The organism is Crossiella sp. S99.2, assembly GCF_023094165.1.
Lineage (GTDB): Bacteria > Actinomycetota > Actinomycetes > Mycobacteriales > Pseudonocardiaceae > Crossiella.
In genome coordinates this window covers 710,489-734,093 of sequence record NZ_JALMDK010000006.1, presented here as the reverse complement: position 1 = coordinate 734,093, position 23,605 = coordinate 710,489, and the positions used below count along the sequence as shown (strand labels likewise).

Sequence of the window (23,605 nt, the reverse complement as noted above, 5' to 3'; positions counted from 1 at the left end):
CCCACCCTCTTTCGGAATATTTCAGATGGTCGTATCATCTGGATGGTGAGAGTATTTCGGTGAGTGGCTAGGGTTTGTCAAGTGGCGAGACTGACAAGGGCGGAGCTGCAGGAACAGAACCGCGGCAAGATCCTGGACGCGGCCAGGGCCGAGTTCGCCGAACGCGGCTACCGGGAAGCCAAGATCGACGACATCGCGGACCGGGCCGGGCTGACCAGGGGCGCGGTCTACTCCAACTTCCCCGGCAAGCGGGCGCTGTACTTCGCCGTGCTCGCGGGCGCGGCGCTGACCGAACGCTCCGCGCCGGAGCCGGTGGACGGCACGACCGGCAGCGCGCTGGCCGCCTTCGCCCGGTCCTGGCTGGCCCGGACCGCCAACCCGGAGCTGGTCGGCGAGGTGCTCGCCGAGGAGGACACCCGCGGGGTCTACGCGCAGCTGCTGGAGATCCAGGCGGTGATGCTGGGCACCCAGCTTGGCGACGGCGGGGCGCAGCGGGCCCGGCTGGCGCTGACCGCGTTGCACGGGGCGAACCAGCTGGCCACCCTCGCCCCGGACTTCGTCGCCGCCGACGTCGTGGTCGCCGCCTGCGCCCAGCTCGCCGAGCTGCCGGTGGCCGATCCCTGGTCACCGCCAACGGCACTGCCCCAGGTGCGCAGGCCGGGCAGCGCCTGGCCGGAGTCGGTCGCGGTCTGCACCGTGCACGCCACCATGATCGAGCTGAACGCCGACGGGCTGATCCTGTTCCTCGGCCCGGACCGGCTCGGCGCGGTCGAGGACCTCGCGCACGGCACGGACGAACCGGTCACGCTGGTGCTCGGCGCGCTCTGGTCGGCCGAGCTACGCCTGCTCGCCGGACTCACCCTGGCCGGGTTCGGGCACAACCTGCGGGCCGCGGGCGGTAAACCCGGACAGCTGCGGGTGGTGTGCGACGCCAGCGTCCCGGCCATCGCCGAACGCCTCGGCATGACCGGTCCGGAAACCGCGATCCGGGTCGAGCGTGGCCGGATCGCCGCCCGCGCGGACGGCGCCGGCGCGGGCTACGCGATCACCCGTTGAGCAGCCCGGATCGCCACGCCCAGGCGGCGATCTCCACCCGGTTCCGCGCGCCCAGCTTGGCCTGCACCGAGGCCAGGTGCGTCTTCACCGTGGACAGCGACAGGAACAGCTCCGCGCCGATCTCGGTGTTGGTCAGCCCGCGGGCCGCCGCGCGCACCACGTCCATCTCCCGCTCGGTCAGCGGCTCGGCCGGATCCTCCGACTTCGGCCTGCCACCGCCGGATTTGTTGAAGTGCTCCAGCATCCGCACGGTGATCTGCGGCGAGATCAGCGCGTCCCCGCGCACCGCCGCCCGCACCGCCTCCACCAGCAGCGCCGGACCGGCGTCCTTGAGCAGGAACCCGCTCGCGCCGTAGCCCAGCGCGGTGTGCACGTACTCGTCCAGGTCGAAGGTGGTCACCACCACGACCTTGATCGGGTCGGTCACGCCGGGGCCGCAGAGCTGTTTGGTGACTTCCAGGCCGTCGATGCCGGGCATCCGGATGTCCATCAGGCACACGTCCGGGCGCAGTTCCCTGGCCCGGCGCACCGCGCTGATGCCATCGGGCACGTCGGCGACCACCTCGATGTCCGGCTGGGCCTCCAGGATCATCCGGAACCCGACGCGCACCATCTCCTGGTCGTCGGCGATCAAGACCCGAATCGTCACCGCGTTGCCTCCCGCACCGGCAGCCAGGCGTGCACCTCCCAGCCACCGGACAGCCTCGGCCCGGCGCTGAACCGGCCGCCCAGCAGCTCAACCCGTTCCCGCATTCCGACCAGACCGTAGCCCCCCGAACCACCGGCTGGCGCGGCGGAGGACCCCTTGCCGTCGTCGGTGACCCGGACGTGCACCATCTCGTCCGCGGTGCTCACCGCGACCCGTACCGCGGTCAGCCCGACCGCGTGCTTCTGCGTGTTGGTCAGCGACTCCTGCACCACCCGCAGCACCGAGCGGGCCAGCTCCACCGACAGCGTCCTGGGCAGGTCCAGGGTCAGGTACACCGGCAGCCCGGCGGCCGCGGCGTCGTCGACCACCTTGCGGATGTCGGCCACCGGATCGGTGGTGGCCGCGTCGCTGGCGCCGACCTCGCCCACCGCGTGGGTGTCCCGCAGGCTGCTCACCAGCGAGCGCATCGCGGTCAGCGCGTCCACCCCGGCCCGTTCGATGTAGGGCAGAACCCGTTGCGCGGCAAGTGGATCCTGCTCGGCCACCACCTGCGCAGCCTGGGCCTGCACCACGATCCCGGTGACGTGGTGCGCGACCACGTCATGCAGTTCCCGGGCCAGCGCCAGCCGCTCGTCCTGCTGGGCGGAGCTGACCGCGGCGGTCACCACCCGGCGCCGGTCGCCGTCGCGGGCCCGGAAGTACACCCCGGTGCCGATGGACAACAGCAGCAGCATGCCGGGGATGGCGACCGAGGCGAGGTTGTCGAACAGGTTGCCGCCAGGGCGGATCACCCCGGCCAGGATGCCGGCGAAGACGATCCCGGCCACCGCGGTGGTGGCCTTGTTCGGCGAGGCCTGGCGGACCACGGTGGCGATCAGGGCCATCCCGGCCGCGGTCTCCACCGGCCCCATGCCGGCGACCGCGTCCCAGTGGTTCACGTGGGTGTAGCGCAGCCCGGCGGTCAGGCCGATCATGGTCATCGAGGCGAGCAGTGCCGACTCCACCGGACGGCGCGGGGCCACCACGGCGATCAACGCGATGATCGCGTCGGCCAGCCAGGCCAGCCCCAGGATGTCGGAGCGGCTGCCGCCGAGCCCCGAGCTGAACTCGACCAGCAACATGAACCCGAGCGCGCCGGCGATCGGCCACTGCCGCCGCAACAACGGCCGCCAGCCGGTCAACGTGGTGTCCACAGTGGAACACGGTACGTGTTCGCCCCGCGCGCGCACCTCGGCCGGGTGGCCACCCGGTCCCTCGGCCGATCGGCCGAGGACGGCCACCCACGCCTGACCCGCTGGCCGAAGTCACCAGGGGCCGCACTCGGCCAGTCTTTGATCCCGTCAGACACAAGCGCAAGCGCCCCGCCCCCCGATCGCCAACGCAACCACCACAACTTGTTGCGAAACAGGCGTGGCGCGCAGCGACACGGCGGGCTCTTCGCCAGCGGCGGGGTGCCGATTTTTCGCGTTGCCTTGTCGTGTGCCCGACGCATCCGAAGCTTGCTTCGCGTGCGGCGGGCACACGACGAGGCGACTTAGGAGCGAAAAATCCAGCGTGCGGAGCACGCCAATTCAACACAGGAGGACACGTTGACGGTTCCGGGTTTCGGTGCGCAGCCGGTGCTCACCGGCCACCACCTGATCAAGCGCTACGGCCAGACCCACGCGCTCGCCGGGGTGGACATCTCGATCGCACCCGGCGAGGTGGTCGCGATCATCGGACCGTCCGGATCGGGCAAATCGACCCTGCTGCACGTGCTGGCCGGCATCCTGCCCACCGATGACGGTGTGGTGATGCTGGACGGCAAGCGGATCGACCAGTTCGGCGAGACCGAGCGCAGCAAGCTGCGCCGCTCCGCCTTCGGGTTCGTCTTCCAGGCCGGGATGCTGGTCGGGGAGCTGACCGCGGAGGAGAACGCGGCGCTGCCGATGCTGCTCGCGGGCATGGCCAAGGACCAGGCGCTGACCGCCGCACGGCAGTGGCTGACCCGGCTCGGCCTGGCCGGGATGGAGGGCCGCCGACCCGGTGAGTTGTCCGGCGGGCAGGCGCAGCGGGTGGCGATCGCGCGGGCGCTGGCGCACCGGCCGCGGGTGATCTTCGCCGATGAGCCGACCGGCGCGCTGGACTCGCGCACCTCGGATGAGACCATCGGCGCGCTGCTGGCCGCGGCCAAGGACTCCGGGGCCGCGGTGGTCATCGTGACGCACGATCCGCAGGTGGCCGCCCGTGCCGAGCGCGTGGTGGAGATCCGGGACGGACTGATCGCGCGGCGGGTCGCCGCGTGAATCCTTTCCAGCTCGCCCTGCGGGTGCTCCGCGGGGATCGCCGCAGCCTGGTCGCGGCAGTGTTTACTCTTTTCGGCGTGGCCATCGCGGTCACCCTGGTGTCCTGGCTGGCGGCCGTGCCCGGCGCCCTGGACGCCCGCGCCGAACACGAGGCATGGCGCCAGCCCCGGCCCGCCGCGGACGAGTCCGCGGCCGGGATCCTGGTCAAGAACAGCCAGGACCGGGTGCGGGACAAGGCCATCACCCGGATCGACGTGGCCGCGCTCACCCCGAACGCCCCGGCCGCGCCCGGCCTGCTGCGCGTCCCGCAACCGGGTGAGGTGCTGCTGTCCCCGGCACTGGCCGCGCTGGCCCGCGACCTGCCAGCCGACCAGCTGGCCAAACGCTTCCAGGGCAAGGTGATCGGCGAACTCGGCGATCAGGCCCTGATCTACCCCGGCGAGCTCGTCGCGGTGGTCGGGCACGGCCCGCAGACCCTGGCCGAGGGCGATGCCTACCCGGCCGCCGGGCTAGTCCCGACCGGCGAACCCCGGCCCGATTTCATGCTGTTGCTGCTCTCCCAGGTCGGCCTGGTCGTGCTGGTGGTACCGAGCCTGGTGCTTATCGCCTCCTCCGCCCGGCTCACCGCGGCCCGCCGGGAACGCCGCCTGGCCGCGTTGCGACTGGCCGGCGCGACCCCTGGGCAGGTGGTCGCGATCACGGTGGTGGAGATCGCGGTCGCCACGGTGCTGGGCACCCTGCTCGGCCTCGCCCTCGGACCGGTGGCCAGGGAACTGACCACGCAACTCCCGTGGAACGGCGGCACCTGGTTCGCCGCCGACCTGGAACCGAGCTGGCTGCTCTCCCTTGGCATCGGCATCGGCACCCCGCTGCTGGTGATCGGCGCGGCCGTGTTCGGCCTGCGCCGGGTGCTCACCCAGCCGCTGGGCGCGGCGCAGCAGCACAGCCGCAAGCCGCCCAGCGCGTGGCGGCTGCTCATCCTCATCGCCGCGGCCGGGGCCTTCATCGGCGGCATCAGCGTGGCCAGCGCCACCGGCGGCACCTCGGTGCTCATCGGCGGACTGGCCGGGATCGCACTGGCCGCCTCGGTGGTCGGGCCGTGGCTGACCTCGGTGGTCGGCCGGATCTTCACGAAGGTTTGGCGCCGCCCGTCCACCCTGCTCGCCGGGCGACGGCTGCGCGATGACCCCAAGGCCGCCTACCGGGCCGCCTCCGGCGTGGTGCTCGCGGTGTTCGCGGGCAGCCTGGCGCTGACCGTGCTGCCCTCGCTGGAGCGCAAGGTGGACGACCGGACCTGGCAGCCGTGGAAGGAGGGCGTGCTCTACACCACGGTCAGCTCGCACGAGGTGCAGACCGCGGCCGAACGGCTGCGGGTGGAACTGGCCAAGCGCGGGGTGAACACCCCGGTCGGGGTGGCCGCGCACGGCAACCTCAAGAACCAGAGCGGCAACTACGTCGGCCGGGCGATCGTGCTCGGCTGCGAGGACGCCACCGCGCTGATGTGGCTGCAACTCGGCCAGTGCGGCGGCGCGCCCGGCGTCCGGGTCGGCAAGGGGCAGCAGTACCCGTCCGGGCCGCTGCAGCTGTCCACTTACGCGGGCCGGGACGAGGGCAGCACCCCGCTGCCTGCGAAGCCGGTCGTGCACCAGATGGCCGGGGACAACGGCAAGGCGGGCGGCACGATCATCATCGACCCCGCGCTGATCCCCAAGGGCGCCCAGCTCACCGGCTACACGCTGACCGTGATGACCAGCCCGGCCAACGCCGAGCTGGTGCGCACGCTGCTGATCGAGCAGGTGCCCGGCGGCCGGATCGGCTCACTGGAGGCCCAGCAGGGCCGGGACACCATGCAGGTCGGCGACATGCGCCGGATCGCGCTGATCGGCCTGATCATCGCCGGACTGCTCGGCGGCATCAGCGCCGCCATCACCGCGGCCGGCTCGGTGGTCGACCGCAGGCGCACGCTGGCCGCGCTGATCGCGGCAGGCACCCCGGTGCGGGTGCTGGCCAGGGCGTTGCGCACCGAGGCGGCGCTGCCCTCCCTGGTGGCCACCCTGGGCGCGGGCCTGGCCGGGCTGGCGGTCGGCGGGGGGCTGATGACGGTGGTCCAGGCGCCGCTGACAGTCAACTATTGGCTGGTCACGCCACTGGTGGTCGGCTTCGGCGTCGCCATGGTCGCGGCCTCGGCCTGCGGTCCGCTGCTGCGCAGGATCTCCCCTCAGGCTTACGCCGAGGAGTGAGCCCTCGGCCGTTCGGCCAGTCCGCCGACTGGCCGAACGGTCGGGGTCAGGATGGCTTAACGGCCGATCCGCAAGCGGGGTCTACCAGCGCAAACTGGTTTCAGACACAGAGAGCGCGAAGCGAAGGAGACCACGATGCTGGAGATGGTGCTGACCTGGACCGGTGCGGTGCTGAGCCTGCTGGTGCTGGCGCTGATGATCCTCCCGGCCGTGGTCGACGGCCAGGGCGAGCCGAAGGCCGTGAAGGTGGCCCGCACCGAGCGGATCAAGGCCACCCGCGCCGCCCGCGCCGCCCAGAAAACCCACCGCCCGGTCCGCCACGCGGGCCCCATCGCCGCCTGACCCACAACCGCCAACCCGTCGAGTTGGGCCAAGTCGTACGCCTGGTTGGGCAAACCGGGCGTACGACTTGGCCCAAATTGGTGTCAGAGGTTGGGGTAGAGGGGGTGCTTGGCGGCCAGGTCGGTGACCCGGGCGCGCAGGGCGGTCGCGTCGAAGTCCGGGGTGAGCGCCTTGGCGATCACGTCGGAGACCTCGGCGAAGTCCGCGTCGGTGAAGCCGCGGGTGGCCAGCGCGGGGGTGCCGATGCGCAGGCCGGAGGTGACCATCGGCGGGCGCGGGTCGAACGGGACCGCGTTGCGGTTGACCGTGATGCCCACCTCGTGCAGCCGGGCCTCGGCCTGCTTGCCGTCCAGCTCGTGGTTGCGCAGGTCGGCCAGCACCAGGTGCACGTCGGTGCCGCCGGTGAGCACGTCCACCCCGCCGCCTGCCTTGACCAGCGTCTCGGCCAGGATCTTGGCCCCGGACAGGGTGCGCCGCTGCCGCTCGGCGAACTCCTCGCTCGCGGCGATCTTGAACGCCACCGCCTTGGCCGCGATCACGTGCTCCAGCGGCCCGCCCTGCTGACCCGGGAACACCGCGGAGTCGATCTTCTTGGCGAACTCCTGGGTGCTCAGGATGGTGCCGCCGCGCGGTCCGCCCAGGGTCTTGTGCGTGGTGGTGGTCACCACGTGCGCGTGCGGCACCGGGCTGGGGTGCAGCCCGGCCGCGACCAGCCCGGCGAAGTGCGCCATGTCCACCATCAGGTAGGCGCCCACCTCATCGGCGATCCGGCGGAACTCGGCGAAGTCCAGCTGGCGCGGGTAGGCCGACCAGCCGGCCACGATCATCTTGGGCTGGTGCTCCTTGGCCAGCCGCTCCACCTCGGCCATGTCGATCAGGCCGGTGTCCTCGCGGACCTGGTAGGCGGCCACGTCGTAGAGCTTGCCGGAGAAGTTGATCCGCATGCCGTGGGTGAGGTGCCCGCCGTGCGCCAGCTCCAGGCCGAGGATCTTGTCCCCGGGGGTGAGCAGCGCGTGCATGACCGCGGCGTTGGCCTGCGCGCCGGAGTGCGGCTGCACGTTGGCGTGCTCGGCGCCGAAGAGGTCCTTGACCCGCTGGATGGCCAGGCGCTCGGAGACGTCGACGTGCTCGCAGCCGCCGTAGTAGCGCCTGCCGGGGTAGCCCTCGGCGTACTTGTTGGTCAGCACCGAGCCCTGCGCCTCGAGCACGCCCACCGGGGCGAAGTTCTCCGAGGCGATCATCTCCAGGGTGGACTGCTGGCGGCGGAGTTCGGCGCCGAGCACCTCGGCGATCTCCGGGTCGATCTGCGCGAGCGGCGTGTCCAAAGTGGACATGATCGGGTCTTCCTTTCAGCCTGCGGTCAGCTCGTCGTACTCATCCGGCGTGAGCAGCTCCCCGTCCGGGGCCGCGCGGTTGATCCTGATCAGCCACCCGGCTCCGAACGGGTCGGAGTTCAGCAACGCCGGATCCTCGGCCACGGCCTGGTTGACCTCGGTCACCGTGCCGGAGACCGGGGCCAGCAGGTCGCTGACCGATTTCGTCGACTCGATCTCACCGCACGCCTCACCGGCGCTCACCACCGCCCCCACCTCGGGAAGCTGGACGAAGACCACGTCACCCAGCGCCTCGGCGGCGTAGGCGGTGATCCCGACTGTGGCGAGGGGACCGTCGGTGATCCACTCGTGGTCCTTGGTGTAGTGCAGCTCGCTGGGAACCGGCATCGCAAAAACAGCCTTTCGGGGAAAGTATGTGCAGGTGGGAGGGGTCAGCGCGAGCGCTTGTAGAACGGCAGCGCGACCACTTCCGCCGGTTCGGCGTTGCCGCGCACGTCCACCAGCACCTCGGTGCCCGCCGCGGTGTGCGCGTGGTCGAGGTAGGCCATCGCGATCGGGTGACCCAGGGTGGGGGAGGGCGCGCCGCTGGTGATCTCGCCCACCACGGTGCCGTCGGCGAGCTTGACCAGCTGACCGGCCCGCGGGCTGCGGCGGCTCTTGCCGGCCAGTCCGACCAGGGCCCGGGTGGTGTGCTGACGGGCTTCCAGCGCGGCCCGGCCGACGAAGTCGCCGAGCTTGTCGAAGCGGACCACCCGGCCGAGTCCGGCGTCGAAGGGGGTCAGTCCGACGTGCAGCTCGTTGCCGTACAGCGCCATGCCCGCCTCCAGCCGGAGGGTGTCCCGGCAGGCCAGCCCGGCGGGCTTGAGCCCCAGCGGCTCCCCGGCCTCGGCGATCCGCCGCCACACCGCCTCGGCCAGTTCGGCGGCCACGTAGACCTCGAAGCCGTCCTCGCCGGTGTAGCCGGTGCGGGCCAGGTAGATCGGGTGCCCGGCGATCACCGCGGGGCGGCCGGCGTAGTACTTCAGGCCGGTGAGGTCCTCGCCGGTGACCGCGGTGACGATCTCGGCGGCGATCGGCCCCTGCACCGCGATCAGCGCGGTCTCGGCGGACCGGTCGATCACCTCGGCGCTCAGCCCGTGCGCCCGCTCACCCAGCAGCGCCCGCACCACCGCGGCGTTGGAGGCGTTGGCCACCACCAGGAACTTGCGCTCGGCCTGCCGGTAGACGACCAGGTCGTCCAGCACGCCGCCGTTGGTGTGGCAGAGCATGGTGTACCGGGCCCGGCCCACGGCCAGCGAGCCGATCGCGCCGACCAGCGCGTAGTCCAGCACCCGGCCTGCCTCCGGACCGGAGATCTCGATCTCGCCCATGTGGCTGAGGTCGAAGAGCCCGGCCGCCTCGCGCACCACCTTGTGCTCGGCCAGCTCACTGCCGTAGCGCAGCGGCATCGACCACCCGGCGAAGTCGGTGAACTGGGCGCCCAGCGCGACGTGCTGGGCGTGCAGGGGGCTGCGGCGGGACGCGCCGACTGCGGTCACGGGAGGCTCCTGGGGTCGAGGCGTCCACCGGCATGCGGACACCGCTGCTGAGCCTCCCCGCTCTGTCATGGGACCTGAGAGCTTCGCCGCGCGGACGCGGGTTGCACCGTGGGTGAGGTGGGCGAACCCACCTGCTTTCCAGAGTCGCCTCGCTCGAACGGTGACGTTGCCTGAGAGTTTCCGGGGAGTGGTTGCTCCTTCGGCGTCCCGCGCGTGCTTCGTGCCGGGATCTCTCCCGCCCGAGCTCAAACGGCCGATATGCGGTTGTGCCGCGAACCTTCCGGGACGGCCGAGGGGTCTGTCAACCCCTGGGCAGCTCGACCTTGACCCGCAACCCGCCGTCCGGCCGGGGCTCGGCCTTGACCGTGCCGCCGTGCGCGCGGGTGATCGAATCCACGATGGACAGGCCCAGTCCGGCGCCTTCGCCCTTGTCGGTGCGGCCCTCGCCCCGCCGGAACGGCTCGAACAGCTGCGGGATCTGTCCGGCGGGCACCTTCGGCCCGGTGTTGGACACGGTGAGGCCGCCGAAGACGTCGGTGCGCACCCACACCGTGCCGCCCTCGGTGTTGTGCCGGATCGCGTTGGAGACCAGGTTGGTGACCAGCTGGGTGAGCAGCACCCGGTCGCCGGAGACGGTCGCCTCGGTGATCCGCACCTGGAGTTCGATCTCCCGCTGCCCGGCCTCGGCCCGGTACTGCTCGACCGCCTCGGCGACCACGGTGTGCAGGTCGACCTTGGTGCGTTTGGCCAGGCCGCGGTCGCTGCGGGCGAGCACCAGCAGGCCGTCGATGAGTCGTTCGATCCGCCGGTTCGCGGTGAGCAGCTGCTCGCGGATCTCGGCCGCCTTCTCCGGCGTGGGATTGCCTGCCAGCCCGATCTGCACCGCGGCCCGCTGCACCGCGAGGGGGGTGCGCAGCTCGTGTGAGGCGTTGGCCACGAACCGGCGCTGGCTGTCGAAGGAGGATTCCAGCCGGTCCAGCATCCGGTCGAAGGTCTCGGCCAGTTCGGTCAGCTCATCCGGCGGGCCCTTGATCGCCAGCCGCTCGTGCAAGTTGGAGGAGGAGAGCCGTTGCGCGGTGGCGGTGATGGTGTGCAGCGGCCGCAGCACCCGGCCGGAGAGCCACCAGCCAGCGGCCACCGACACCGCGGCCACCCCGATCAGCGACAGGATGGAGATCAGCAGCAGGGTCTCCAGAGTGGTGGCCTCCACCGCCCTGGTCACCTCGGCGGCGGGGAGGAAGGCCAGCGTGCCGTCCGGCCGGGTCTGGCGCAGCGCGGTCGAGGCCTGCAACCCCTCCATCGGGATGGTGCGGGCCACCGCGGTGCCGAGCCGGAACGAGAGCTGATCGCGCACCAGCAGGTAGATCACGGTGAGCAGCACCGCGCCGCTGCCCAGGAACAGCGCGCCGTAGAGCGCGGTCAGCTTGACCCGGACGGTCAGCCGGGGCGGTGTGCGCTCAGATCCGGTAGCCGGCACTGGGCACCGTCTCGATCACCGGCGGCTCGCCGAGTTTGGCGCGCAGCTTGGACATGGCCACCCGGACCGCGTTGGTGAACGGGTCGGCGTGCTCGTCCCAGGCCAGTTCCAGCAGCCGTTCCGAGCTGACCACCGCGCCCTGGGCCCGCAGCAGCACGGAGAGCACGGCGAATTCCTTGGGGGACAGGTCAATCCGCCGCCCGTCTCGGCTCACCAGGCGGTTGGCCACGTCCAGCCGGACGCCGTTGCGGACCAGCACCGGCGGCAGCGCGGGCTGGCTGCGCCTGCCCAGTGCCTGCACCCTGGCCAGCAGCTCGGGGTACTCGAAGGGCTTGGTCAGGTAGTCGTCGGCGCCCAGTTGCAGACCGTCCACTTTGTCCTCAAGGGACCCGGCGGCGGTGAGCATCAGCACCTTGGTGCGGCTGCCCTGGGTGGCCAGTTCGGCGCACACGTCGTCGCCGTGCCTGCCGGGCAGGTCGCGGTCGAGCACCAGCACGTCGTAGTCGTGCACGGCCAGCCGCTCCTGCGCGTCCAGCCCGTCGTGCACCACGTCCACCGCCATCGCCTCCGCGCGCAGCCCGGAGGCCACCAGCTCGGCGAGCACGACCTCGTCCTCGGCCACCAGTACCCGCATGGCACCGAGTATGCGCCGACCCGGGGTTTCCGGAACGTTTCCACCGGCGGAGAGCCTCCGGAAACACCCGTCCGCGTAGACCTGGCACCAAACGCCGGGCCAACGGGTCCGACGCGGTGAGGAGGAACCGATGAAGACGCTGACCCGGCTGGGCCTGGGTGCCACCGCGCTGGTGGCCGCTTTCACCCTGACTGCCTGTGGTGGTGGCGAGAACAAGGGCGACGGCCCGGCCAGCCTCAACGGCGGCAACAAGGGCAACGAGCAGAAGGCCGGCGACGACGTGCCCAAGGACCCCAAGGCCGCGATGCTCAAGTTCGCCTCCTGCATGCGGGAGAACGGCGTCGACTTCCCGGACCCCGACCCCGAATCGGGCGGCATGGCCCGCGCGATCCCGGCCGAGGGCCTGGACAAGAACAAGATGGACAAGGCCAGTGAGGCCTGCAAGAAGTACCTGCCCAAGAGCAACTACGACCCCAACGACCCCAAGGAGAAGGACCGCAGGGCCAAGATGAACCAGTGCCTGCGGGACAAGGGCATCGAGGTCAAGGAGGCCGAGGGCGGCAACGGCGCGACGATCGACTTCGGCGGGGACAAGGAGAAGGCCGAGAAGATCATGAAGGAATGCGGCATGGGCATGGCAGGCGCTGGTTCCGCGGAGCCGGTGAAATGATCGAACAGGAATCATCGCGCCCAGCCAGGCGCCGCTGGCCGTACGTGATCCTGACCGCGGCCACCGTGGTCGCGGTCGGCGTGACCGCGGTGCTGGTGCTGGGTCAGGGCGGGGACGCCAACGCGGACAAGGGAAACCAGCAGCCGCAGACCAAGACCAGCAAGGTGCTGCGGAGCACGCTGGAGGAGCACGAGGAGCTGTCCGGCAAACTCGGCTACAGCGGGAAGTTCGACGTCACCGCTGCCGGTGGCGGGGTGGTCACCTGGCTGCCCAAGCCCGGTGACCACCTCGGTCGCGGCGACGCGGTGTACAAGGTCAATGACAAGCCGGTGCCGTTGTTGTTCGGGGACAAGCCGTTCTGGCGCAAGCTGGAGTCCGGGATGGACAAGGGCGCGGACGTGCGGATCCTGGAGCAGAACCTCCGGGCGCTGGGCTACGGCGGGTTCACCGTGGACGACAAGTTCGACGCCAAGACCGCGGCCGCGGTGAAGAAGTGGCAGAAGAAGCTCGGCCTTGAGCAGAGCGGCGCGGTCGACCCGGCCGCGGTGGTGGTCCAGCCCGGCGCCTTCCGGGTGTCCACTGTGGACGCACTGCTGGGCGCGCCTGCCCAGGGCAAGGTGGTCTCGGGCACCGGCACCACCCGCACGGTCACCGTGGACGTGCCGGTGGAGAAGCAGTCGCTGGCCCAGGAGGGCGCCGAGGTGGTGGTGAACCTGCCCGGCGGCAAGTCCACCAAGGGCAAGGTCACCTCGGTCGGCTCGGTCGCGGAGAAGACCGAGGAGCAGAACGGCGGCGGCGGCGGCAAGACCGTGATCAAGGTCGAGGTGCAGCTCAACGAGCCGGACGCGGTGGGCAAGCTGGACGCCGCGCCGGTGCAGGTGGAGTTCACCAGTCGCCGCAAGGAGAACGTGCTCACCGTGCCGATCGGCGCGCTGCTCGCGCTCGCTGAGGGCGGGTACGCGGTGGAGATCGTGCAGCCGGACGGCAGCGGCAAGCTGGTCGCGGTCGAGCTGGGCATGTTCGCCAAGGGCAAGGTCGAGGTGAGCGGGTCCGGCCTGACCGAGGGCGCCTCGGTGAAAGTGGCCGGACTATGACCCCGGTGATCGAGCTGACCGATGTGTCCAAGGAATACCCGGGTGGCGTGCACGCCTTGCGGGGCGCCAGCCTGCGCATCGAATCCGGGGAATTGCTCGCCGTTGTCGGCCCGTCCGGCTCGGGAAAATCGACCATGTTGCAACTCATGGGCACCCTCGACCACCCGAGTTCGGGCATCGTGCGGTTGCTCGGCCATGAGGTCGAATCGCTCTCCGACCGGCAGCTGTCCGCGGTGCGCGCGCACTGGATCGGGTTTGTCTTCCAGCAGTTCTTCCTGACCCCGTACCTGTCCGCGGCGCAGAACGTGGCCACCGGACTGCTCTATCACGGGGTGCCCAGGGCGGAGCGGCACAAACGAGCCGTGCACGCGCTGGAGCGGGTCGGCCTCGGGCATCGGGTGGGGCACAAGCCCTCCGAGCTCTCCGGAGGCGAACGGCAGCGGGTGGCCATCGCCAGGGCGCTGGTCGGCCGGCCGGCGATCGTGCTGGCCGACGAGCCGACCGGCGCGCTGGACTCGGCCTCCGGGCGCGGGGTGCTGGATCTGCTGCACGAGTTGCACGAGGACGGCACCACGATCGCGGTGATCACGCACGACATGGAGATCGCCCGCTCGCTGCCGCGCCGGGTGGAACTGCTCGACGGCATGGTGCGGCACGACAGCGGGCTGGTGGCGGCATGATCAGACGGAGATACACGGCGCCGGGCGAGTTGCCGAAACTGCCGCGCTCGGCCCGGATCAGCGTGCTGGACCTGGTGCGGGCCGGGCTCACCGGCGTGTTCGGCCGCCCGGCGCGGGCGATCCTGTCCGCGCTGGGCATCGCGATCGGGGTGGCGGCCATGGTGTCCGTGCTGGGCATCTCCGCCTCCAGCCAGGCCGAGTTGCAGGCCAAGCTGGCCGCACTGGGCACCAACATGCTCAAGGTCGGCGCCGGGCAGACCATGTTCGGCGAGTCGGCGAAGCTGCCGGAGAACGCCTCGGCCATGGTGCGCAACATCCGCTCGGTGCAGCAGGCGGCCTCGGTCGCCACGCTCAAGGCCAAGGTGCTGCGCAGTGACAAGGAGAACCCGAACAACACCGGCGGGCTCAGCGTCGAGGCGGTCGAGCAGAACCTGCTCGAACCACTGGGCGGCAAGATCAAATCCGGCGCCTGGTTCAACGCGGCCACCTCGAAGTACCCGGCCGTGGTGCTGGGCAGCGTGGCGGCGCAGCGGCTGGCGGTGACCCAGCCGGGCGAGCAGGTCTTCTTGGGCGGCAAGTGGTTCACCGTGATCGGCATCCTGGAACCGATGCCGCTGGCCGAGGAGCTGGACCGCTCGGCCATGGTGAGCTGGGAGATCGCCAAGAGCCAGCTCGGTTTCGACGGTCACCCGACCACGGTCTACGAGCGCTCGCTGGAGTCCACTGTGGAGCAGGTGCGCAACGTGCTGGCCGCCACGGTGAACCCGAAGAACCCGGATGAGGTCAAGGTAAGCAGGCCCTCGGACGCGCTGGCCGCGCAGATCCAGGCCAAGGCCACCTTCACCACGCTCTTCCTCGGGCTAGGCGCGGTGGCGCTGCTCGTGGGCGGCGTCGGGGTGGCGAACACGATGGTGATCTCCGTGCTGGAACGGCGATCCGAGATCGGTCTGCGGCGCTCGCTCGGGGCGGGTCGCGGACAGGTGCGGGCGCAGTTCCTCACCGAGGCGGTGCTGTTGTCCGGGCTCGGCGGGGTGTTCGGGGTCCTGCTGGGATTGGGCGTCAGCATCGTCTACGCGATGAGCAACGACTGGCCGGTGGCGCTTCCGGTGGAGGCGATCGCCGGCGGCGTCGGGGCCTCGGTGCTCATCGGCACCCTGGCGGGGTGGTTCCCCGCCGGACGTGCGGCCAAGCTGTCGCCGACGGTAGCCCTGGCGGCGGCCTGACCCGCACACCACGAGGATCGGGCGCCTCTCCCACGGGGACTTGTGGGGAGAGGCGCCCGATTCCGCTATTCCGTAGTCGTATTACGATTATGCGGCGTAACCCTTTCCGCCGATCCAGGTGCCCAGGTTGTGCGTGCTGATCCAGTAGGTACGCGGCACGTTGGACCAGCCACCGCCGCCGGCGCCTTCACCGGCCGGGTCGCCGATGAGCACCGTGTTGCCGTAGTCGCCGTAACCGAGGATCGCGACGTAGTGGTAGATGGTGCCGCCCGGGTAGCCCGGCGGGCGCCAGCCACTGACCACGTTGGCCACCATCGGGTAGCCGTTGTCGAGGTTGAGCAGCACATCCCGCTTGAGCAGGTCCCGCTGGGCCTGGGTGGGCGGGTCGTACATGTTCTTGGCCGCGAACCACTGGGTGTTCGCGAACCGGTTGAGCGCGTTGCGGACCAGACCGATGTGGTCGGTGCCGCCGGTGTGCGTGCCCATGTAGTTGGCCAGCGTCTGCTGGCTGGGCGGACTGACCCGGGTGCTCAGCGCGATCCAGGTGGAACCGGGACCACACCAGTATCCGGTCTGCTGTCGTTGCCAGGTGTGGTTGAGAACCCGGCTTTGCGCCTGCACACCCAGGTCGTGTGCGGCGATGGCGGCGGCCTTCTCCGGCGCCGGGGCCTCGGTGGCGCTTGCCAGACCGGCGCTGCCCATCAGCAGGGCGACGGCGCTGACCAGCACCATCGTGATGAGTCGTCGAGTCATGCTCGCTCCCGTCCTTGCCAGTTGCGGTAGTGGAAGTTTCACTGGAGCGTGGGTGTTTTGGCTTTCTTATTCACCTATATCTGAAAAGCGCAGGTCCAGTTAGCTTTCGCGGTGTTCGGGGAAGTGAGACCGCCCATGCTGCGAATACATTTCACACCGGAGGACCTGGGACGGACCAGGGTGGCCAATGCGCCCGATCCGCTCTGGGAGTCGATGCTCAGCCTGCACCGGTTGCGCGCCAGGGACGGCGCCCTGGTGTTCGGCCAGTGGCGCGCGCGGGTCCGCGGCGGGCTGGCCACCGCGCAGTGCCGCCCGGAACTGCGCATGCTGCTGCCGCTGGTGCCCCAGCGCGGCTATTTCCCGGACTTCCTCACCCCGGCCGATGCCAGGTCGGGCTGGCAGGCCGGGATCGACGCGCTGCTGCACACCCCGGCCAGCCGGTTGCGCTCGGAACTGGAGCTGCTGGCAGGCCGGCAGCACCTGCCGTCCTGGGCGGCCGGACTGGCCGACGGCGACCCTGACCTGCTGCGCAGGCTGGCCACCGCGCTGACCGCGTACTACGAGCTGGCGGTGGCCCCCTTCAGCGTCGCGCTGCAGGCCCAGCTGGACGCCGACCGCGCGGTGCGGGCCCGGTCGCTGCTCGACGGCGGCGCGGAGGGCCTGCTGGCCGGGCTGCGGCCGATGATGCGCTGGCAGAACCCGGTGCTGGAGGTGGACTACCCGACCGAGCAGGAACTGCACCTGGACGGTCGCGGGCTGCTGCTGGTGCCCTCGTTCTTCTGCTGGCGGCACCCGATCAGCCTGCTGGACCCGACCCAGCCGCCGGTGCTGGTCTACCCGGTGGAGAAGGACCCGGCCTGGTTCGGCGGCCCGGCCGAGTCCACCGAGCAGGCGGTGGCCGCGTTGCTGGGCGGCACCAGGGCGGCGGTGCTGGCCACCGTCGGCATCGGCTGCACCACGGGGGAGCTGGCCCGTCGACTCCGGATCTCCCCGGCCTCGGCGAGCCAGCACACCACTGTGTTGCGCAACGCGGGCCTGATCACCAGTCGCCGCAACGGCCCGGTGGTGCTGCACAGCCAGACCCCGCTGGGCGCCCGGCTGCTCCGGCCCTGATCACCAGGTCCGGTCCACGAAGTTGCTGTCCACGTAGATCTCCCAGCCGTAGTGCGATTCCAGGTGGCCGCCGGTGTACTGCTTGATCCGCCGCCGCTGCCACATGTCCCCGCGCACGTACCGGCTCTCCACGTTGGCCGCGCCGTCCCAGTGCGCCATCCAGATGTGGTCCGGCAACGGGAACCCCGGCGCGTTGGCCACGGCCTGGATACCGGTGGCGGCACTGCTGTAGACGCCGGTGCGGTAGCCGCGCTGGTGCACCCGGATGATCCAGGAGCGCAGGTAGTTCAGCACCGCGTCCCGGCATTCCCCGTTGCCAGGGTCGAAACTCTCCATGTCGTTGTAGATCGTGCTGCCGCCGCCGATGCCCAGCCTGCCTGCCTGGTGCGCCGCGTCATCGCCGTCGGCCCAGCCCTGGTGACCCGCGTTCGCCGGGTCGATCTTGTTGCGGAACCCGGTGCACGGGGCCTGCAACCCGACGTAGACCGGCAACAGCCGCCAGCCGCGATTGCTCTGCCGGTGCACCCAGTCCCAGCTCAGGAACCGCTGGCCGCACGCCTTGCTGATGCCGCCGATGTAGATGCCGACCGCGCGGTAGGGCGAGTACTTCAGCCAGGTGTCCATGCCCTCGTTGGCCGGCGCGGCGCAGGTGTCGAACCCGTGCCCGGTGAAATCACCCGGCGTGTTCACCCAGGTCTCAGCCCGCGGCCTGGCCTCGGTCACCGACCGGGCCGCCATCGGCACCGCCCGCCCGGTGAGCCGGGCCGAGTCCAGCACCGCCCGGATCCCGGCCACCGAATCGCCATAGGAGGCCGTGACCAGCACTCCCGCCGCGGGCACCTGCATGCTGATCTCGTGCCCGGCGGATTCCGGCAGCACCGCCACCCTGGCCGCACCCGCTGCCGCGGTCACCGTGTCCGACCGGATCGGCGCCGCCGCCAGGGGTTCGATCAGCAGTGCCTCGGTCCGTCCCACCACAGTGGACGGACAGATCGGCTGATCCCCCTGCCTCCCCAGGTAAACCACGTTCTGGTCGAACCGGACGCACCGCCGCGGCGCGGTGTCCAGGTCGACGACTTCCCACGAGCCGGGGACCGCCACCTGGTAGCCCCGGTAGTCCACCAGTCGTAACGGTTCCGCCAGTGCGTCCGGAGTGGACAGTCCGGCGGTGAGTCCTAAAAGGACGACCAATCCGCGAATAGGGTGTGCTGACAGGGACCTGAGCGGCATGATGCCTCCCGGATGCGCGCTGCGCTCGACCAGCAGCGTGACACCGCACCCCGGACCGCGCCGGACCGCGCCGCGTTATCCACCCCGAAGGGTGAGTCCCGCGGCGCGGCCAGGATCAGCGATACTCGATCTTGAACACCCAGGCGTGCGCCCCCGAGGCCCGAGCCGCCGCGGGCACGTCGACCACCAGTTTCCCGTCCTGGATCGCCCAGTTCAGCTCCGGTCCCTGGTAACCCAGCAGCCGCACCCGGTCCCCGGCCCGGACCGGCACCGGCGCGTCCACCACGACCTGCGCGCCCGGCCGTTCCAGCGAGGTGATGTAGAACGATTCCCCCGGCTTCTGGGTGAACCGGAGCTTGCCCTGCTGGGCCATCCGCGCCCAGTAGGTCGTGCCGTAGACCGACTCCCCGTTCACCTTCAGCCAGTTCCCGGTCTCCCGCAACCGGGTCTGCATGATCTCCGGGATGGACCCGTCCGCGCGCGGCCCGATGTCCAGCAGGAAGTTCCCGTTCTTGCTGGTGGTGTCGACCAGGGTGTGCACCACCTCGTCCGCGGTCATGTACATGCTGTCCGGGGTGGCCTTGTTGTAGCCGTAGGAGCGCGGGTCGAGACCGCGGCTGGCCTCCCACTTCTTCACCACGGTGTTCGGGTAGGTCGCGTACTCCGGCGTGGTGAAGTCGTGTGTGGGCACGCCACACCGGTCGTCCACGGTGACGTCCTTGGGACGCGGCCGGTTCTTGGCCCGGTTGAAGTAGTCCGCGAGCACGTTCCGGCTGTCATTGGCCCCACCGATATCGCACCAGATCACGTCGGGGTCGTACTGCCGCACGATCTCACTCAGCTGCGGCCCTTGGTAATCCTTGACGAAGTCCCGCCCGCCCGCGTACCCGGTGTACGGCTCGGCCGCGCCGGTATAAGGATTCCGCGGCCCATGCCCCATCCAGGGCCCGTCCGGGTTGTACCACTCCGGCATGGAGAAGTAGAGCCCGTTGCGCAGCTCCGGCGTGTGCCGCCGCGAAGCCTCGACCAACTCCCGCACCAGGTCCCGCTTGGGACCGAGGTCGACCGAGTCCCGCCCGGACACCTTGGAGTCGTACAACGCGAAACCCTCGTGGTGCTTGGCGGTCAGCACGTAGTACTTGGCCCCCGCCTGCTGGAAAAGTTCGGCCCACGCCTTCGGGTCGTACTTGGCCGCGGTGAACTGCGGGATGAAGTCGTCGTACTTGAAATCCTTGCCATAGGTACGTTCGTGGTACCCGTGCACCGCGTTGTTCTTGTCCTCCATCCACCGCCAGTACCACTCCGCGTACTGCTCACCCGGCGGCGACCAGGCGGGCACCGAGTACAACCCCCAGTGCACAAAAATCCCGAACTTGGCGTCATCAAACCAATAAGGCGACTCATGCCGTCCCAGCGAAGCATCCTCAGCCCGATAGTCCGCCGTCCCCAAGGTGAACCGAACCCCCTGCGAGGCCCGAACCCCGTTCCCCTCAACCACAACGTCCCCATCCACCACCGTGTTCACCGGCGCCCCGGGAACCCGCGCGATCCCAATCCGAACCCGGGCCTCCTCGCCGGGAGCAAGCCGCCGAATCACCGCGGGCGCCACCGTCCGGGCCCCGAACACGTTGGCCCGCACCACAACCCGATCCCGCTCAGTGATCCACTCAGACCCCAGGTTGGCCACCGTGGCCTCCACCGCCTGGACATCCTGCCCGTCCCGCAACAACTTCGTCGTGGACCGGGCCCCCCGGACCGCCAGCGCCCGCCCCGTTCCCGCGGGCTGCACCGTCATCGCGAACACATGCAAACTGGCCTTGTTCACCTGCGCCGGATTGGTGGTGGGCAAGGTAATCCCGACCACCTCCCGCCCAGCGTCAAACCACACCTGCGCCGTGCTCAACGAAACCGGATGCTGATCAACAACCCCGCCCGGCCCATACCGAAACGGCGCGACCAGCGGCCCCGAACTCCCATACCAGTCCGCCCCACCCACGTGCGCCGAACTACTGGACCCATCCGCGTAGTGCACCGTCGCGGTCCCCGAAGCCATCCCATAGCTCCCGGCCACCAACAAATGCCCAGCGTGATACCGCCCCCGAGGCACGCTCACCCGCTGCCCCATGGCCACCACATTGTTCCGAACCCCAGCCGCCGCAGCAGGAATCTCAAACGGCACCCCATCCACCAGGACCCGCCCAGCAGGCAACGCATCCCCGGGAAAGCTGTACCCCGACCCGTCAAAATCCCCATCCCGGGCAGCCGCCGTGGCGATCCCGTCATTGTCGAAATACCCGCCCAGCCCCACACTCACCGCCGCGGGCGGATCCCCCACCGCCGCCGCACTCCCCGGCGCCCCCAACCCCGCCGCCCCCAGGACGACCACCAACCCCAACCCGATCCGAACCCGCCAAGGCCGTGCCCACATAAAGCCCTCCAGCCGGCACAACCCACCGCACATCCGATGTCTGGACCCCGTGGCGGACGGCAAAAACACCCCCACCGCGACATTGCGGCGAGTCATGCATGAGTCATCGGATGACTCGATGCTGCTGGCAAGCCCGCATCGCCGTCAAGGGCCGATCGAGGGCTACCCGCCCCGCCCCGTTTGGCCCAAGTCGTACGCATAGTTGGCCCAAGTGGTCGTCCCACTTTGGCCAACTGGACAGGCGGCGTGTCAGAAGTTCGACAGCACCTGTGCCACGACCTTCTCCAGCGACCGGGCGTCCTGCGAGTCATAAGCCTTCGCCCGGGAAGCCCGCGCGATCCGCTCCAGCACCCGCAGATCACTGCTCTCCCCATAGGCGATCGGGAAAACCCGGACCGACCGCTCCGGGCTGTGCTGCCGCAGATCCGCGACCAGACTCTCCAGGTTCTCGTCCTCCGGATACCGGTTCGCGCCGTCGCTCAACAGCACCACCGCGTTGATCCGCGCCGGATCCAGCTGCTGGCGCATTTCCCGCTGCACCTGCCGGATCGTCGCGTACAACGCGGTATCGCCCCGCGCCTCCAGCTTCTCCACCTGTTTCCGGTACCCGGGCAGCACCGCGGACACCGGACCGGATTCCACCAGCACCCGCCACGGCGTCGACTCCCCGGGCGCCGCCGAGCTGAATGTCCACAACCCCAGCCGGTCATCCGGCGCCAGGTTGTCCAGCGCGGGTCCCACCGCCGCCGCTTTCGCCGCGTCCAACCGGGTCGGCCCACCGGGAACCGCCGGATCGGCCATCGAGCCGGACACGTCGATGACCATCAACACGTTGGCGCGCTTGCGATGTTGCTGCCACACCGCGGGCAGCTTCGCCATCACCGGGCCGGACGGGGTGCGGATCAGCTTCAGCTCCCGATCCGTCAGCAGCCCCTTCTCCTTGCTGAGTTCCGGCCCGGCTTTTCCCTCCGCATCGCGGAAACCGGCTGCCATGAACTGTTCCCGTTTCCCGGTCAGGAAAGTCTGGAAGTCCTTGGCGATGTCCTTGCGCACGGGGTCGGTGTCCGGCCAGTCCAGGGCCAGGTACGGGTTGTCCGACATCAGGGTGCCGTCGTTGGGGTAGACCGCGACCAGGGGCACCTTGGGTGGCTCGGCTTTGCCTTCGGTGCGGCCCTCGGGCTGGCCGCGGTTGAAATCGACGATGGACTTCTCCTCCACCGTCACCGCGCTGATGTAGTCCAGGCCACTGGCACCGGGGCCGCGGCCCGCCTCGTACAAATTCTGCAGGAAGGTCAGGGTGGTTTCGCCGTAGTGCACGACGCTGTTCTCCACGCCCTTGACGTAGGCCACGGCCTTCGGGTCGGCCAGGTCGGCCTCGGTCAGATCATCGGATCTGCCGGTGCCGGCGAAGAAGGCGGCGATGGTGGCGTGCAGGCCGGAGGTGGACAGGTTCGGGTTGGTCTTACCCAGGCGGAAGGCGCCCCATTCCGGGTGGCCGTACTTCGCCCAGCCCGCCGGGTCCTGGGCCAGTTCCAGCAGGGTGCGCCAGCCGATGGGCTTGTCCGGCCAGCCCAATGCCTCCGCCATCGGCCTGGGCATGCCGACCACCAGCGGGGACTTGGCCAGGCTCACCGCCTCGCGATCGGCGGTGGGGGAGACGCCGGTCGGTTTGCCGGGGCATTGCAGGTGGCGTTGCTGGGCGACCTTGAGCCAGGTGGTGGCGGCGGGACTCCAGGCGTCGGGGCGGACATCGCCCATCTGCTGGGTGTTCCAGCCACAGGCCATGCCCTCCACCGCGCCGCCGCTGCCCAGCGCCGAGGACTTCACCACCCGCGCCGCCGCGCATTTGTCCCGCACCGGGCGCCGGGCCGCGCTGTAGTCCTTGGCCAGCGCGCTCATCAGGTCGCTCTTCTCCGGCGAGACCACCACGGTGATCTCCACCCGCTCCCCGGCGCACTCCGCCGTGGCCGGTGGCGCGCCGGAGTTCAGCCCGGGCAGGAACACCACCAGCAGCAGCACCGCGCCGAACAGCGCCAGCCCGACGAACGGCCACCGCAGCCGCCGCAGCAGCCCGTCACCAGCCATGGATCCCCCTCGCCAACTCCGGCCTACCTATCGTTGTCGAGCGGACACGCTCAGTGGTTACGGCACAGCCACCAGAAAGGTCACGGAGCTGCCGGTTCCTCGCCCGGAGCCGGTGCTGGGGCCTGGGGGAGCGGCACGGCGTCCATCAGCTTCAACGCGATCGCGGCCAGCAGCTGCTCCCGCTCCCGGTCATCGCGCAGCGCCGCGGCCATCTCCACCGCGCGCATGGTGTGCGCGCTGCGCACCACCTCGGCGTTCAACAGGTCGAACATCCGGGCCGCGCGTTCCCTGGTGGAGCGGGCCTCGCTGAGGAACAGCGCGGCCACCGCCTCGCACACCACCCCGCTGGCCGTGCCCAGCCAGGCCGCGTCCCCGCCCTGGAACACCAGGATCCCCACCGAGGCCAGGATCACCAGGAACCCGACCCCGGCCGCCCCGGCCGCCAGCCGGAAGCTCAGCGAACTCTCGGTCAGCGCGGTCTCGTGGTAGTCGGCGTAGAGCTGCAACTGCCGCGCGGTGAAATCGGCCTCGGGCCGCCGCGCCCCGGCAGGCGGCTCCGGGTCTGACTCCGGCTCACCCGGCTCGCCTGGCGGCGCGGGCGCGGGTTCCCGGCGCAGCCCGGCGGCCACGCCCTCGGCCAGCTCGCGCACGGGGGAGCGCCCGCGTCGCCGGGTGCGCAGCTGGTGCCGCAGCACCGACACGCTCGGCAGCAGCGCGCCGGCCACGCCGATCACGAAGAACAACAACCCGGCCACCGCCACCCAGCTGTCCACG

21 protein-coding genes and 1 riboswitch are annotated in these 23,605 nt (G+C 70.5%); of the genes, 9 read left to right on the top strand and 12 right to left on the bottom strand.

Going from position 1 to position 23,605, the window contains the following annotated elements:
* Positions 1–81: 81 nt before the first annotated feature.
* A complete protein-coding gene (locus MZC64_RS26530) occupies positions 82–1,056 on the top strand; it encodes a TetR/AcrR family transcriptional regulator (protein ID WP_247764044.1) in 975 nt (324 codons plus the stop codon).
* Here the strand turns inward: MZC64_RS26530 and MZC64_RS26525 are convergent.
* Together MZC64_RS26525 and MZC64_RS26520 are read right to left on the bottom strand one after the other, a co-directional pair.
* Positions 1,046–1,705, bottom strand: a complete 660-nt coding sequence (locus MZC64_RS26525) for a response regulator transcription factor (RefSeq protein ID WP_308301073.1) — start codon at positions 1,703–1,705, stop codon at positions 1,046–1,048. The two genes, MZC64_RS26530 and MZC64_RS26525, sit on opposite strands and share 11 nt — an antisense overlap.
* Positions 1,702–2,898, bottom strand: a complete 1,197-nt coding sequence (locus tag MZC64_RS26520; protein ID WP_247764043.1) for a histidine kinase — start codon at positions 2,896–2,898, stop codon at positions 1,702–1,704. The genes MZC64_RS26525 and MZC64_RS26520 overlap by 4 nt, the downstream gene beginning before the upstream one ends.
* Before the next feature lie 396 nt (positions 2,899–3,294).
* On the opposite strand from MZC64_RS26520, the gene MZC64_RS26515 reads away from it, so the two are divergent.
* From MZC64_RS26515 to MZC64_RS26505, 3 genes are all read left to right on the top strand, one after another.
* Positions 3,295–3,990 (top strand): ABC transporter ATP-binding protein, encoded by a 696-nt coding sequence (locus tag MZC64_RS26515; RefSeq protein WP_247758917.1) that lies wholly within the window; start codon positions 3,295–3,297, stop codon positions 3,988–3,990.
* Between the two features lie 77 nt (positions 3,991–4,067).
* Positions 4,068–6,230: an FtsX-like permease family protein gene (locus MZC64_RS26510; RefSeq protein WP_247758918.1), complete on the top strand. Its 2,163-nt coding sequence runs from the start codon at positions 4,068–4,070 to the stop codon at positions 6,228–6,230.
* Between the two features lie 135 nt (positions 6,231–6,365).
* Positions 6,366–6,572: a hypothetical protein gene (locus MZC64_RS26505; protein ID WP_247758919.1), complete on the top strand. Its 207-nt coding sequence runs from the start codon at positions 6,366–6,368 to the stop codon at positions 6,570–6,572.
* An 83-nt stretch (positions 6,573–6,655) separates the two neighbouring features.
* Here the strand turns inward: MZC64_RS26505 and glyA are convergent, their stop codons facing one another.
* The 5 genes from glyA to MZC64_RS26480 form a co-directional block, all read right to left on the bottom strand.
* The gene (gene glyA / locus MZC64_RS26500) at positions 6,656–7,906 is read right to left on the bottom strand and encodes a serine hydroxymethyltransferase (RefSeq protein WP_247758920.1); all 1,251 of its coding nucleotides are present in this window, start codon (positions 7,904–7,906) and stop codon (positions 6,656–6,658) included.
* Between the two features lie 15 nt (positions 7,907–7,921).
* Complete coding sequence (gene gcvH, locus MZC64_RS26495; RefSeq protein WP_247758921.1) at positions 7,922–8,293, bottom strand: glycine cleavage system protein GcvH; 372 nt, start codon at positions 8,291–8,293, stop codon at positions 7,922–7,924.
* Positions 8,294–8,337: 44 nt separating this feature from the next.
* Positions 8,338–9,444 (bottom strand): glycine cleavage system aminomethyltransferase GcvT, encoded by a 1,107-nt coding sequence (gene gcvT / locus MZC64_RS26490; RefSeq protein ID WP_247758922.1) that lies wholly within the window; start codon positions 9,442–9,444, stop codon positions 8,338–8,340.
* 148 nt (positions 9,445–9,592) lie between these two features.
* Positions 9,593–9,692: riboswitch (glycine riboswitch) on the bottom strand.
* A 53-nt stretch (positions 9,693–9,745) separates the two neighbouring features.
* Positions 9,746–10,921, bottom strand: coding sequence for an ATP-binding protein (locus MZC64_RS26485; protein WP_247758923.1), 1,176 nt, complete (start codon positions 10,919–10,921; stop codon positions 9,746–9,748).
* Positions 10,902–11,555: a response regulator transcription factor gene (locus MZC64_RS26480; RefSeq protein ID WP_247758924.1), complete on the bottom strand. Its 654-nt coding sequence runs from the start codon at positions 11,553–11,555 to the stop codon at positions 10,902–10,904. Before MZC64_RS26480 ends, MZC64_RS26485 begins: the two co-directional genes overlap by 20 nt.
* A 130-nt stretch (positions 11,556–11,685) precedes the next feature.
* Between MZC64_RS26480 and MZC64_RS26475 the strand changes: the two genes are divergently transcribed.
* From MZC64_RS26475 to MZC64_RS26460, 4 genes are read left to right on the top strand one after another with little or no spacing between them, the layout of a single operon-like run.
* Complete coding sequence (locus MZC64_RS26475) at positions 11,686–12,225, top strand: hypothetical protein (protein WP_247758925.1); 540 nt, start codon at positions 11,686–11,688, stop codon at positions 12,223–12,225.
* The gene (locus MZC64_RS26470) at positions 12,222–13,319 is read left to right on the top strand and encodes a peptidoglycan-binding protein (protein ID WP_247758926.1); all 1,098 of its coding nucleotides are present in this window, start codon (positions 12,222–12,224) and stop codon (positions 13,317–13,319) included. The genes MZC64_RS26475 and MZC64_RS26470 overlap by 4 nt, the downstream gene beginning before the upstream one ends.
* Complete coding sequence (locus tag MZC64_RS26465; RefSeq protein ID WP_247758927.1) at positions 13,316–13,999, top strand: ABC transporter ATP-binding protein; 684 nt, start codon at positions 13,316–13,318, stop codon at positions 13,997–13,999. Before MZC64_RS26470 ends, MZC64_RS26465 begins: the two co-directional genes overlap by 4 nt.
* Entirely contained in the window at positions 13,996–15,222 is a 1,227-nt protein-coding gene (locus tag MZC64_RS26460; protein WP_247758928.1) for an ABC transporter permease, read from the top strand. The genes MZC64_RS26465 and MZC64_RS26460 overlap by 4 nt, the downstream gene beginning before the upstream one ends.
* 87 nt (positions 15,223–15,309) lie before the next feature.
* Here the strand turns inward: MZC64_RS26460 and MZC64_RS26455 are convergent, their stop codons facing one another.
* The gene (locus MZC64_RS26455; protein WP_247758929.1) at positions 15,310–15,975 is read right to left on the bottom strand and encodes a C39 family peptidase; all 666 of its coding nucleotides are present in this window, start codon (positions 15,973–15,975) and stop codon (positions 15,310–15,312) included.
* 135 nt (positions 15,976–16,110) lie between these two features.
* Between MZC64_RS26455 and MZC64_RS26450 the strand changes: the two genes are divergently transcribed.
* A complete protein-coding gene (locus tag MZC64_RS26450; RefSeq protein WP_247758930.1) occupies positions 16,111–17,088 on the top strand; it encodes a helix-turn-helix domain-containing protein in 978 nt (325 codons plus the stop codon).
* Here the strand turns inward: MZC64_RS26450 and MZC64_RS26445 are convergent, their stop codons facing one another.
* The 4 genes from MZC64_RS26445 to MZC64_RS26430 all read right to left on the bottom strand — a co-directional run bounded on the left by MZC64_RS26445 (position 17,089) and on the right by MZC64_RS26430 (position 23,604).
* Positions 17,089–18,318, bottom strand: a complete 1,230-nt coding sequence (locus tag MZC64_RS26445) for a glycoside hydrolase domain-containing protein (protein WP_247758931.1) — start codon at positions 18,316–18,318, stop codon at positions 17,089–17,091.
* A gap of 115 nt (positions 18,319–18,433) precedes the next feature.
* Positions 18,434–20,113 (bottom strand): alpha-L-fucosidase, encoded by a 1,680-nt coding sequence (locus MZC64_RS26440; protein WP_247759894.1) that lies wholly within the window; start codon positions 20,111–20,113, stop codon positions 18,434–18,436.
* 882 nt (positions 20,114–20,995) lie between these two features.
* Positions 20,996–22,831: a substrate-binding domain-containing protein gene (locus MZC64_RS26435; RefSeq protein WP_247758932.1), complete on the bottom strand. Its 1,836-nt coding sequence runs from the start codon at positions 22,829–22,831 to the stop codon at positions 20,996–20,998.
* Between the two features lie 80 nt (positions 22,832–22,911).
* Positions 22,912–23,604 (bottom strand): hypothetical protein, encoded by a 693-nt coding sequence (locus MZC64_RS26430; RefSeq protein WP_247758933.1) that lies wholly within the window; start codon positions 23,602–23,604, stop codon positions 22,912–22,914.
* Position 23,605: the final 1 nt, after the last annotated feature.